This window comes from Novipirellula aureliae (assembly GCF_007860185.1).
GTDB lineage: Bacteria > Planctomycetota > Planctomycetia > Pirellulales > Pirellulaceae > Novipirellula_A > Novipirellula_A aureliae.
Map to the genome: position 1 here is coordinate 194,907 of NZ_SJPY01000008.1, position 12,989 is coordinate 207,895.

At 53.4% G+C, this 12,989-nt stretch carries 9 protein-coding genes; 5 read left to right on the plus strand and 4 right to left on the minus strand.

Going from position 1 to position 12,989, the window contains the following annotated elements:
• Positions 1 to 54: 54 nt before the first annotated feature.
• On the plus strand, positions 55 to 1,407 hold the full coding sequence (locus Q31b_RS23065) for an outer membrane protein assembly factor BamB family protein (protein WP_231617783.1): 1,353 nt from the start codon (positions 55 to 57) through the stop codon (positions 1,405 to 1,407).
• Positions 1,408 to 1,700: 293 nt separating this feature from the next.
• Here Q31b_RS23065 and Q31b_RS23070 read toward each other — a convergent pair whose 3' ends face one another.
• A complete protein-coding gene (locus Q31b_RS23070) occupies positions 1,701 to 2,882 on the minus strand; it encodes a deoxyribonuclease I (RefSeq protein WP_146602018.1) in 1,182 nt (393 codons plus the stop codon).
• Between the two features lie 233 nt (positions 2,883 to 3,115).
• Between Q31b_RS23070 and odhB the strand changes: the two genes are divergently transcribed.
• The 3 genes from odhB to Q31b_RS23085 all read left to right on the plus strand — a co-directional run bounded on the left by odhB (position 3,116) and on the right by Q31b_RS23085 (position 5,952).
• Positions 3,116 to 4,405, plus strand: a complete 1,290-nt coding sequence (gene odhB / locus Q31b_RS23075; protein WP_146602019.1) for a 2-oxoglutarate dehydrogenase complex dihydrolipoyllysine-residue succinyltransferase — start codon at positions 3,116 to 3,118, stop codon at positions 4,403 to 4,405.
• 2 nt (positions 4,406 to 4,407) lie between these two features.
• Positions 4,408 to 5,055, plus strand: coding sequence for a pyridoxamine 5'-phosphate oxidase (gene pdxH / locus Q31b_RS23080; protein WP_146602020.1), 648 nt, complete (start codon positions 4,408 to 4,410; stop codon positions 5,053 to 5,055).
• A 153-nt stretch (positions 5,056 to 5,208) separates the two neighbouring features.
• Positions 5,209 to 5,952 carry a sulfite exporter TauE/SafE family protein gene (locus tag Q31b_RS23085; protein WP_146602021.1) on the plus strand — a complete coding sequence of 248 codons (744 nt, stop codon included), beginning with the start codon at positions 5,209 to 5,211 and terminating at the stop codon, positions 5,950 to 5,952.
• Positions 5,953 to 5,980: 28 nt separating this feature from the next.
• On the opposite strand, the gene Q31b_RS23090 is transcribed toward Q31b_RS23085, so the two are convergent.
• Positions 5,981 to 8,128, minus strand: coding sequence for a prolyl oligopeptidase family serine peptidase (locus Q31b_RS23090; RefSeq protein ID WP_390622344.1), 2,148 nt, complete (start codon positions 8,126 to 8,128; stop codon positions 5,981 to 5,983).
• Between the two features lie 155 nt (positions 8,129 to 8,283).
• Here Q31b_RS23090 and Q31b_RS23095 point away from each other — a divergent pair, with 155 nt between their 5' ends.
• The gene (locus tag Q31b_RS23095) at positions 8,284 to 10,836 is read left to right on the plus strand and encodes a ComEC/Rec2 family competence protein (RefSeq protein ID WP_146602023.1); all 2,553 of its coding nucleotides are present in this window, start codon (positions 8,284 to 8,286) and stop codon (positions 10,834 to 10,836) included.
• 11 nt (positions 10,837 to 10,847) lie between these two features.
• On the opposite strand, the gene Q31b_RS23100 is transcribed toward Q31b_RS23095, so the two are convergent.
• Positions 10,848 to 12,179 carry an ABC transporter permease gene (locus tag Q31b_RS23100; RefSeq protein WP_146602024.1) on the minus strand — a complete coding sequence of 444 codons (1,332 nt, stop codon included), beginning with the start codon at positions 12,177 to 12,179 and terminating at the stop codon, positions 10,848 to 10,850.
• 6 nt (positions 12,180 to 12,185) lie between these two features.
• Positions 12,186 to 12,935, minus strand: coding sequence for an ABC transporter ATP-binding protein (locus Q31b_RS23105; RefSeq protein WP_231617803.1), 750 nt, complete (start codon positions 12,933 to 12,935; stop codon positions 12,186 to 12,188).
• Positions 12,936 to 12,989: the final 54 nt, after the last annotated feature.

A 12,989-nucleotide genomic window follows, 5' to 3' on the forward strand; every position in this document is an offset into this window, starting at 1 on the left:
AAACGCGTCCTTGATGATGGAGGCTTAAAGTCTTTTCTCTAAAGGGATAACCATATGCTTCTGCTAGCATCACGATTTACCAATCGGCTTCTGATTTGCACTTTGACGGCCATTGGTCTAACCGCCGCACCACAAGCATCTGCTGAGGATTGGCCGGGCTGGATGGGAACCAACCGAGATGGAGTTTATACTGAGAATGGCATCATTGAACAGATTCCTTCCGGTGGTCTACCCGTGAAATGGCGAAAACCTATTGAAGGCGGCTATGCTGGGCCAGCCGTCGCCGGTGGACGGGTTTTTGTTTTTGACTACGACCGAAAAGCGGGCGATATCGTCAATGATCCTGGCCAGCGAGCCGCTCTTCAAGGCAGCGAACGAGTCTTGGCATTCGACCAAGAAACCGGCGAATTGCTGTGGAAATATGAGTACGATTGCCCTTACAAAATTTCGTATCCCGCTGGTCCGCGATGCACGCCCACGGTCGAGGGTGACCGCGTCTATCTGTTGGGCAGCGAAGGTGACTTGACATGTCTGAATACCGCTTCGGGTGAACGGGTTTGGAGCCGATCCTTCAAAAAAGACTTTGATGCGGAAGTCCCGATTTGGGGATTTTCAGGGCACCCACTCATCGATGGCGACGTGCTCTATTGCCAAGTCGGTGGTAAAGGTCAGGGAGTCGTGGCGTTCGATAAAATGAGTGGCGACGTACGCTGGAAATCGCTCGACGCCAAAGTAGGCTATGCTCCTCCAAGTATGATCGAATTTGGTGGCGTGAAACAGTTGTTGATTTATCACCCCACCGCCGTGGAGGGTCTCGATCCGACCAATGGGAAATCGTATTGGCAGGTGCCGATCGAGCCATCCTTCGATATGTCGATATCGAGACCGATGGTCGAGGGCGACCTGATGTACGCCAGCGGGATTCGCACCGTATCGGTCCTGGTCAAGCTATCGAGTGAGAAACCAGAGGTGAAGGAGCTTTGGCGAGGAAAACGAGACGTTTCCGTTTTTACTTGCAATAGTACCCCGATCATCAAAGACGGGATCATTTTCGGAACCGATTGCAATGTTGGATCGCTGATGGCCGTGGACACGAAAGATGGTTCGCGGTTGTGGGAGACCTTTGCAGCAACGAAGCCAGACGAGAAGCGGTTTGTCAATCATGGCACCGCGTTCTTGACGCGAATCGCTGGTACGGATCGCTACTTCATTATGAGTGAAAACGGTGATTTGATTCTGGCAAACTTAAGCAAAGATGCTTACTCCGAACGCGGCCGCTTCTCGGTCGTCAAGCCAACCAGCGAAGCGTTCGGGCGTTCGGTCGTGTGGAGTCACCCCGCCTACGCGAATCGCACCGCCTATATCCGAAACGACGAAGAAATCGTCGCCGTCGACATCGCTCAATAAATGCTCGGTTCTCCTCCTCTTGCTTGTCGATCGGGCAAACGATCGGGGCAATTGATCGGGGCAAGGTGAAGAGGTAGCCAAGAAATGGAAGGCAAAAGTCCGTTGGACATAATTGGCGTCCTCCTTTTTTGCCTTGCATGTTTTGGCAATTCCGAAGAGATCGAGGGGTAACATTTGGTGATTCACCGTCGTGGACCGAGGGCATCGATTCACGCTTGACCACCGCGACCATGCTTGTTGTTTACTGGGGATTTCCACTCCGCCAAAGAGCAAGCAATGAAGCGGGCCACTGCTCAATACTGGCCGCCTTCGGTGACGGTGAATTCGCCGTAGACGGGCATATGACTCGAAACGATTTCGGCTTCCGACAAGCTCATATTGTAGAGCCGCAGGAAATCAACGACACCTCCGCGTCCGAGGAACTCGCTGCAGGTTGCTGTGTCCATCACCAAGTTACTCGTTTGATACCGACCAAAGATGTCGGTGGGGGCACTGCGGACGGCGGCGCGAACTTGATCGCCGACGATGGTGGGGACCAAGTAGGCGTCATCGGCTTGAAACAAACCTGCCAAGATGACATCGTCTTCACCGCGTCCGTCGCTGCGAACATCGCGTGCAATTGTGGGTAGCAGTGCGACTTCGCTTGGCGCTCGGCTTAGGTCGACGCGAATGTTGACCAACGAAAACGTCCAAGCTCGGTTTGCCGACGGTTGGGAGGTCTGAAACCACGCCACCAGAGGGTCGAAACTCATTTCATTTTTTGGATCCGCCACCGTGTAGGTTTGCGACCGATCGACTCGCACTCGTGCCGTATCGAACACGAACGCCAACTGTTCCTGTCGACCATCGGGGCCATTCGAAGGTCCGAGCACATACTCGTAATGGCGTCCCGATTGATTCAACTCGTCAATCAACCGAGGCACCAAGTCTCGCTCGATCGCCGCGATTTGTTGTAGCGCCACGATGTCGAATTGATGAATGATTCGTACGACGTTCAAGCGGGCGACTGGATTGGCTAGCTTGGTGGGACCGAACCCGTCGAGCGCCCATGAGGCGATTTTCAAATTGGGAAGACGTCGGCTCGGTGGAGCGACGGCGTCCTGGTTTTGCCGTGTCAATGTAAACGGGTTGTCGTCGAGGGGCTTGGTCGCTGCTGATTGTGGGTTGGTAGCCGAACGGTTGGTCGAAAAGTTGTTCAAACCAGGCCCATCGAATCCAGGCCCGGCGAATCCAGGCCCGGCGAATCCAGACCCGGCGAATCCGGGCTCATCAAACGAAGGTTCGAAAAGCCCGCCAGCCGATGGGAAATTGGCCAACTCAACCTGGACGTCGGATGCTGATTTTGGGTGGACTCGAATGCCGTCAAGCCCTTGGATTTGATAGTGGCGCAGGAAATACCAACCGCCTGCGACGAGCAATAGCACGACCGCAGCGATCTGGTACGGGTGGCCTCGATTGGGTTGGGACTCGGACATGGTCAGTTGGATACGATAGGTTTGAAAAGAAAACCGTCTATCCTATGCTGATCGAACCGATGGCATCCACTTCATCACTGTTCCCGGCTAAATTGACCTTCCTGGAAAAACGGACAGCGTTCTTGGACGAAAAGTCGGTAAAATCCGAATGGCATGGGCCCTGACAAACCGACCCCTTGGCCGATAGGATAGTAGAGAAAGATTTCCTCCTTTTTTAGTGAGTTGATGACACCGTGAGCGAGTCCATAAACGTCGATGTCCCTACCGTGGGCGAATCCATCAGTGAAGTTCAAATTGGCGAATGGCTGAAAACGGACGGACAATGGGTCGAAGAGGGCGAAGACCTCGTCGAAATCGAAACCGAAAAAGCGTCGGTGCAAATCCCCGCTCCCGCTTCGGGTATTTTGGGGAATATTAGCAAAGCGACCGAAGAGTTTGCCAAAGTCGGCGAAACGATTGCGTCGATCACCCCTGGTGAAAAACCGAGTGGTGATACAAGCGGCGAATCGGCAAAGCCGGCATCATCCGAACCTGCCAAACAAGCCGAGCCTGCTGCGGCGACTCGATCGCCGCAAGGCAGCAATGACTCCTTCGTCATGCCTGCGGCCCAGCGATTACTCGACGAGCATGGGTTAACGGTCGGGCAAGTTCCCGCAACGGGGCCTGGTGGTCGACTCTTGAAGGAAGACGTCTTAGCATTTGTGCAAAGCCGCAGCGAATTGACAGGCATCGCTGTTCATAAAGATGCGGACGCGGCAATGCCAAAGCCCGTTCCGGCCCGTCAAACCGCCACCACCAGTTTGGTGTCCGACTCGACACCAAACCGTAGCGAAGAAGTCAAGCCGCTGAGCATGCTGAGACGAACGATTGCATCTCGCTTGGTTGAAGCCCAACAAACGGCCGCACTGTTGACGACCTTTAACGAGGTCAACATGGAGCCAACGATGACGATTCGCAGCAAATACAAGGACGCGTTTGCCGAACGACATGGTGTCAAGTTGGGATTCATGTCATTCTTTGCCAAAGCCGCCGTTGAAGCACTACGCCGTTACCCAGCGGTCAACGCCGAAATTCGCGACAACAATGTGATCTATCGCCATTACCAAGATATCGGTATCGCGATCGGCGGCGGGAAAGGTTTGGTGGTTCCCGTTTTGCGAAATGTTGAACGAATGTCATTTGCAGATATTGAAATGAACATCAGCAACTACGCGAAGTTGGCTGGCGAAAACCGGTTGCAACCTGATGACTTGATGGACGGCACCTTCACCATCAGCAACGGTGGTATCTACGGATCGCTGTTAAGCACACCGATTGTGAATCCACCGCAAAGTGGGATTCTCGGATTGCACTCGATCCAAGACCGACCGATGGCGGTTGATGGCCAAGTGGTGATTCGTCCGATGATGTATTTGGCCTTAACCTATGATCATCGGATCGTCGATGGACGCGAAGCAGTCGGTTTTTTGCGGGCAATCAAAGATGTGATCGAAGATCCAGCCCGTTTGTTCTTGGAGTTATAGGGATGGACTTGGCCGCCCTGCGCGAAGAGTATTCCCGTGAAATCCTCGATATGGACTCCGCCGATGCCGACCCGTTGAAGCAGTTCGAACGTTGGTTCGAACAAGCGATGCAGGCAGATTTGCTGGAACCCAACGCAATGGCGATGGTCACCGTTGACGGCGATCATCGGCCAGCCGCGCGGACCGTACTACTAAAGATGTTCGATGCAAATGGATTCGTTTTTTATACGAACTATACCAGCCGCAAAGCGAGGCATATCGAAGGCAACCCGCATGTGACGTTGCTGTTCCAGTGGTTACCGCTGCAACGCCAAGTAGAGATCAATGGTATCGCCAGCAAAGTGTCGACGGCGGAATCGATGAAGTACTTTATGGTGCGTCCGCGCGGCAGCCAGCTCGGTGCCTGGATTTCGCAACAAAGCAGCGTCATTTCGAATCGCAAATTGCTAGAGCTGAAACTGCAAGAATTGAAGACCAAGTTTGCAGGCGGAGAGATACCGCTACCCGATTTTTGGGGCGGTTATCGAATCAAGCCCCACCGTATGGAGTTTTGGCAGGGGGGGCCAAACCGACTCCATGATCGCATCGAATATCAAAAAAACGATAGCGATTCAGCAAACGATTGGCGGCGACAGCGATTGTCGCCCTAAGGAGGCTCCGCTGCACAGCCGCTGAGCCGTTGGCATGAGATGCCGCGTATCGAGTCATGGAGCCATCGCTCTACCGACGCAGGGTCGAATCGCGTGGACGTGAGCCACTTCGCTGCGTGAAACATTCTTTTGGTGGAAGAACCAACAACGTTGATGATCGAACCTATTCAATTCATTCCCATTGCATCCGTTTTATGTCTTGGGATTTTCGTTCAATCAGCCGCTGGTTTTGCAGCCGGCCTCGTGGCCATCCCCGCATTGATGTGGCTTGGTAATCCGATCCCCGAAGCGCAAACTGCACTTCTGATTGCGACCATCCCGCAAAATCTATGGGGGTTATGGACATTTCGCGGTTCGGTCGAATTGTCGACCGTCGCCTGGCCCGGCTTGACCCGAATTGCATTTGTGCCGATCGGTTTGGCGGGCCTGCAAATGCTAGAAACGTATTCGTTCGAGACGCTGCGGCAAATTGTCGGCGGAGCCGTGTTGATCGCGACGATTACAATCATCCTGTTTCATCCAACACCGAAGGCGAAACTGCATCCGATTTGGGCTTGTTTCGTATTCCCACTTTCCGGTTTCCTGCAGGGGTTTGTTGGAATGGGGGGGCCGCCAATCGTGTTTTGGGTCCATGCACACGATTGGGATACCCGGCGATCCCGAGCGTTCTTGTTTTCGGTATTCATGATTAGCCTGTTTCCAGCGTTGGGGTTCCTGTACGCCCGCTTTGGAGTGCGGATTGTCGAGCCCGCGTTGATGGCAATCGCGACGACGCCACTACTACTATTGTCGTCATTTGTCGGCTTGAAAGTCGGCACGTGGCTCGGACGAGACCGTTTGCGAACCGTCACGCTTGGATTACTGTTGGTCATCGGTTTATCAGGTTTAGTGGCGTAGCCTGAGCCTGTTCGACAACGGTGATGAATTACCGCAAATTCGCCATCAAGAATGACCACAGATCCGCGTACTCGTCGATTCGTTTACTGACGGGCGTGCCCGCGCCGTGGCCAGCTCTGGTTTCAATACGGATCAATGTTGGAGCTTCACAACTTTGCGCCGCTTGTAACGCTGCGGCGAATTTAAAGCTGTGGCCGGGAACGACTCGGTCGTCTCGATCCGCCGTGGTGATCAGGGTCGCTGGATAACACGTTCCCGGTTTTAAATTGTGCAGCGGTGAATAGGAAAGCAGGTTTTCGACTTGGTCCTCCTCTTCACTACTGCCATATTCGCCGACCCAAGCCCAACCGATCGTGAATTGGTGATAACGCATCATGTCCATGACCCCGACCCCAGGTAAGCAGGCGCCAAACAATTCGGGCCGTTGTGTCATCACGGCACCGACGAGCAGACCGCCGTTACTGCGTCCTTGAACGGCTAACAGATTGCTCTTCGTGTAGCCGGCATCGATCAAATGTTCCGCGGCTGAGATAAAATCGTCGAACACGTTCTGCTTCTTGAGTCGCATTCCTGCTTCGTGCCATTCTCGTCCGTACTCTCCACCGCCGCGAAGTGTTGCGACCGCATACACACCGCCACTGTCAATCCAGGCAGCGTTGGCAGGCGAAAACGAAGGCGTGATCGAGATATTGAATCCGCCGTAGCCATACAGTAGCGTTCGGTTCGATCCATCAAGCTTCGTATCGCGACGGCGAGTTACAATGATTGGCACCCGAGTCCCATCTTTGCTCGTAGCAAAGATTTGCTCGGTGACAAAGTTGTCGGTGTCGATCGCAATTTCCGGTGACCGCCAAAGCGAGGTTTGGCCATTTCGTAGATCAACACGGTAAATTGATTCAGGGGTAACATAGTTCGTAAAACTAAAAAATGTTTCTGTTGCATCATCACGTCCGCCGAAACCATAGACGGTTCCGACACCGGGAAGCGGCAGATCTTCAAGAGGCTCGCCGGCGAGGGAACGGCGAGCAACCCGGCTGTGAGCATCTTTCAAGTAATTCAAATAAAATGTTTCACCAAACAAACTAGCGGACTGCAAGACATCGTCGCACTGGGGAACCATTTCCTCCCACTCCGCTCGATCGTTATCCCCAACGGTTACCGCGATCAAACGACGCTTGGGGGCATCGTTGTCGGTCATCACAAAAATTCGCTTGCCCTGTGATGCGACAACTTCGTACTCGGCATCAAAACCAACGATCAAAGGTTCAACCTTCGCAGTGGGATCACCCAAGTCTTTATAGAAAATTTGGGATTCGGGATCGGTGCTTTTGCTGTTGTGGATAATCAAGTAGTCACCATCATCGGTAACCGATGGTGAAAAGCCCCATTTTGGTTCATCGGGTCGTTCGAAAATGAGTTGATCTTGGGATTGATCGTCACCAAGCTTGTGAAAGAACAAACGTTGGTTTTCATTCGTGCCGAGCAAGGTTTCGCCTTCGACAGGCTGAGCATAGCGAGCATAGAAGAATCCGCTATTGTCGGGCATCCAAGCAATACCGCTGAACTTGACCCACTCAACGAGATCGGGTAGATCCTCACCGGTTTGAACGTTTCGGACTTTCCAAGTTCGCCAATCGCTGCCACCATCGGCAAGAGAGTAGGCACACCATTCCCCATCGCTGCTGAGCTTGATCCCAGCAAGTGCGACGGTGCCATCTTCGCTTAACGTGTTGGGATCAATGAAAACGGTTCGGTCGGTGCCGAGAGTCTGAGCTTTGTACAAAATACTCTGATCTTGCAAGCCATTGTTATGCGTGTAGATGTAGCGGCCACCTTTGGCGATGGGCATGTCGTAGCGTTCGTAATTCCATAGTTCTTCAAGCCGTTTTCGCATCGCAGGACGCTGAGGTAGTGATTCCAGATAGCCGTCCGTAACCTGGTTTTGTGCCTCGATCCATTCAGCTGTTGCGCGACTCTCGGTATCCTCCAACCATCGGTAGGGGTCGGATACTTCGTGGCCGTAGTAATTGTCGGTAACGTCAACCGAGGACGTCGGTGGATAGTGCATCGGATGCTTTGGATTTTGTGTTTCGGGTACAGCGTTGGAGGTTGGCTCATCAGCGTTCGCACCCGCAACGACCGTAAACGCAAAAAAACAGAACAGAATTCTAAACATTGGTTTCCCAGACGGTGATAACATGGTGTGGAGTCAACTGCGTCGCAATCTCGCTCAGCTCAACTTTCGCTCCCTCAGGCCGAAGGCGCTTTTCATTCGCAGAGTAGAGCGACCATCACTGGTGTAGTCTACCAAATCGTAGGAGGAAGTGTTCATTGACGAGCGCTGCGAAAACGAGGATCGATTCGAATTCGGATGGCCCGATCCACGATTTTTGGGCGAGGCACCCGTTGTTGATTTTGGCAATAGCATTTGCGGCGGGGATTGCGATCGATTCGTGCCTGCCGCACCGTCTCGCCGTTCGGCAAGCCGCTTGGATGGTGGTGGCGTCAGCGACGATTGTCACGTTTTTCTTTGGAACAAACGCGATTCGCCGCGTTGCGATTGCGGTTCTGTTTTTTGCATTCGCTGGACTCTATCATGCCTACTGCGACGCTCGTTATCAATCGGCTTCGATACTCTCGATCGCAACAACGGATGGCGAGCCAACCATCCTTGAGGGCGTCATCATGCGTCCGATCGTGATCCGCAAAAACCCGCTTGGCGATTGGCCTCGTCATCAAGAGGAATCGCCTTGGCAATCGATCATCCAACTCAATCTACGAAAAATACGCATTGAAGATCGATTCGAGCCATGTCGTGGGCATGTTCACGTCGTTTGCACTGGTTATTTGGCCGCCTTGCGACCGGGTGACGAGCTTCGCGTTTTTGGACAGCTTCAACAAATCAATCACCCAACCAATCCGGGTGAGCTGGATTTGCGAAAGGTGTATCGGCACCGAGGCATCCATGCGCGAGTCGATGTTGACGCCGAAGAGCAAGTTGTTTTGCTCGGTAGCCGGTTTGCGTTGGATCGTCCTATCGCCTCGATCGCCACTCGAAGCCGAGAACTGCTCCTCAAGTATACCGGCGACACGATGGGACCGTTGGCCGTTGCCTTGGTGATCGGTCAACGTGAGTTTGTCGATTCGGAAACTCGTGATCTCCTGTTGGTGACGGGAACCGCTCACTTGCTAAGCGTCAGTGGGCTGCATCTGGCGATTGTCATTGTTCTCGCTAGCTGGACGGCGACGCTGCTCCGGTTTCCTCTTGGGATTCGAATCGGATTTATCTTGACCGTGTGTTGTCTCTACACCGCGATTACGGGCGGTCGTCCACCCGTCATGCGAGCAGCCGTCTTGGTCGCGGTCGTGATGACCGCGATCTGGCTACGGCGTCCAGCACAGCCGATCAATACCCTATCGATGGCTGGTTTACTATTGATGATATTGAATCCTGAAAATCTTTTTCATGTCGGAGTTCAATTGTCATTTGTCGCGGTAGGAACGTTGTTTTTGTGTGGCCAACGCGTTATCCAATCGTCACGCGGTGCCGAAATCGCGGTTGAGAATGAGGAGCAACTCGATCGGCTCATCCACAGCGTAGCGCCGGCGTTCGTTCGCTACGGGCGGTATGTCTTGATACGACTGGGGCGTGCGGTTTGGTATTCGGGATGCGTCAGTTTGATCAGTATGCCCTTGGTGTGGCATCAATTCCATGTCGTTTCGTTCGTCAGTGTCGCGACCAATGTGCTGCTAAGTCCGTTCTTGTTTTGGTCACTGGCCAATGGAGTCTTGACCGTCATAGGCGGGTCGATTTTCGAACCGTTGGCCATCGTCCCCGGGTGCCTTTGTGGATGGGGTTTGGCGACGATGCACTGGGTGATTGCAGTTGCTGCGACCGTTCCGGCGGGCCATTTCTGGTTGCCTTCCCCACCCGCAGGGATGGTTGTTTTGTTTTATGGCGTCATGATTGCGTCTCTCTCGTTTCGTGGACGTTTCGCTTCATCGTTTCGTTATGCATGGATACCCACATGGGGATTGGCGGCATGGTTCTTTGCCATGAATCCATCGCCATTGCCCGAAGGAACGCTGCAGGCGACTTTTGTCGACGTTGGCCATGGGACGAGTGTCGTCATACGCGGTAGCGACGGTCATGTTTGGTTATACGATTGCGGTCGACTCGCCAATATCGGCGGCAGTAGTCGCGACATTGATTCGGTCCTTTGGTCGACCGGTACGACGCGGATCGATGCGGTTTTCTTGTCTCATGCCGATTCAGACCACTACAACGCTTTACCAGGTATCCTAGAGAGATTCCGAGTCGACCGAATCGTCACACCACCCGGCTTGCTTATGGAATCGGAATCGGGTTTGATCGCCGTCCGGAAAGCGATCGAGGAGGCAAACGTTGCGGTGGTTGAATTGACGGACCTTTCCAATCGACCGTTCTTATTCCAGACCGCTTCCCAAGAGCACCATGCGTTTAAGGTTTTGCATCCGCCCGCAGGCGGGGTCGATGGAAGTGACAACGCGAACAGTTTGGTGTTGCAGATCGAACATTACGGATCAACGTTGCTATTGCCGGGCGACTTGGAACCGCCTGGGACGCAAGTGTTGATCGATAAGCCGCGGCCAAAGCCAGGCGGTGTGTTGATGGCTCCCCATCACGGCAGCTTGACGATGGACGCGGAGGCGATTTTGCAATGGTCGCGGCCAGCCGATGTGATCGTTAGCGGCGGCAAGCGAGCGAAAAAGCCGGAGGTCCAACGAATGCTAAATGCCTACGGTTCGGAGGTGCATGTCACCGCTAATCTCGGTGCAATCTGCGTCACGATCGACCGCGACGGAAAAATAAGGGTGGCCTCTTGGGATGCTCCGCAGCAATAGTTGGTAACTCTCTATTCGTGGCGAAGTGCTTCGATGGGGTTCATTCTTGCTGCCCGTACGGCGGGGTACAATCCGCTGATCAAACCGACGGCAACTGCAATCAAGACGGCCAAGGGAATCGTCGCCACCACAATTGCCGGTTCCGCTTCACGAATCGCATCGGGCAATGCCGCAAACTTGTCCGGCATACCAATTCGAACGCTGAACAATAAAACTCGGTACATCGAAGGCCCCAGGAATCCCAGTAAAATACCGAGAGTGGCACCTGCAAAACTCAAGACCAACGTTTCGACCAAGAATTGCCGAACAATATCACCGCGTTTGGCGCCGAGAGCACGCCGGATCCCAATTTCACGCGTCCGCTCGGTCACACTGGCCAACATGATGTTCATAATGCCAATCCCGCCCACCATCAGCGAAATACAAGCGATTAGAACGCCGATACCTAGAAACATCATCCGCAAATTCCGAGCCTGCTCGAGCAGTTCAAGTGGGACGACGACGGCGATGTCATTGATATCGGCATGTTTGGGGCCAAGCATCGACTCGATCATCGCTGCGGTGGTCCGTACTTGATCGACCGAAGCGACTTGCAACGTGATTTGGTTCAACTCCATGATCTCAACTTGAAATTGGCCGCTACGGCGGGTCATGATCGTGTCACCCACCCGTTGCCGAAGCGTTTCAATGGGGACGTAAACATCCGCAGAGAAGTCTTGAGAATCGAGAGAGCCACCGATCGCAGCGGAGGGATTGCGATGCTCAAGCACACCCACGATTTTGTAATAATCCTCACTCTCGGGAACATAGATTCGTTTCCCGAGCGGCTCTTCGTAGGGAAAGAGTTTTTCGGCGACGCCTGATGAAATCACGCAGACCGTCGATTTCTGAAAACCGTCCGCATCGCTTAAAAACCGGCCCCCATTTTTTCGAATCGCAAGGTTATTGATATCATCATAGAGAGCCGTGCTGCCGACGAGTCGTCCATCGATCATGCGATCTCGAAAAGCAATTTGCCGACGAATCTCGCGAATGGGGACCGCCGATTCAACCGTCGGAACTCCGCCAAGTACCTGTTCGAGATCGGTTCTCAACAAACCGTATTTCGCGGCCGACATGCCCGCCAATTTTTCCTCGGGCGGTTTAATGCTGCGAAGAATAATCGTATTGGCGCCAAGCGATTCGATTTGCTTTTGCACTTGATCGGACGCGCCTTGACTAATGGCTGTCAATACGATGACCGACCATACGCCAATCAGGATGCCGAGCATTGTCAGGCAAGTTCGTAGCGGATGCAGCGAAAGACTCTTGATGCCGAGCCGCCAAGTTCGCAACCAGAGCATAAATCTTTAACCTGTTCGTGCCAGTAATTCTTCAACCGCTTTGCGTTGAGCAATTCGAGTTGCCGTTCGTTTCTCTTCGCTGACGGTTGCATCGAGGGCGAGCATGCCATCTTTGAGTCGAATCACGCGTTTTGCGCGGTCCGCCAATTCATCTTCATGCGTTACCATGATGATCGTACGACCCTCGTCGTTGAATTGGTCAAAGATCGCTAAGATCTCATCCGTCGTCACCGAGTCGAGGTTCCCCGTCGGTTCATCCGCCAAGATAAAGAAAGGGTCATTGATCAAACTCCGAGCAATCGCGACGCGTTGTTGTTGCCCACCCGACAATTGAGTCGGTCGATGATCGAGGCGGTCGGCCAGCCCAACACGTTCGGCAAGTTCGATTGCTCTTTTGCGTTCCGCCGGACCAATCTTACCTTGGTAGTACAAAGGGACTTCAATGTTCTCGACCACACTTAGTTGTTGAATCAAGTTGTAAGCTTGAAAGACAAATCCGATACGTTGACTTCTGATTTCGGCCAACTGATCATCATTCAGGCTTCCGATGTCGTCGTCGCCAAGCATGAGGGTACCGGAGGTCGGTTTGTCGAGACAACCGAGCAGGTTTAGCAGCGTACTCTTGCCGCTACCAGACGGTCCCATAATCGCGATGTAGTCACCTTCGGGAACCTCGAACGAAACGCCACGGAGCGCACGCACGGTTTCGCTTTTGAGCACCCACTCCTTCTTCAAATCTCGGATCGAAGTCGCCATTTTCGCTGGCGTTTTCTGGGACGACCTTTGGGGCGACGTCTCGAGGGAGGGGGC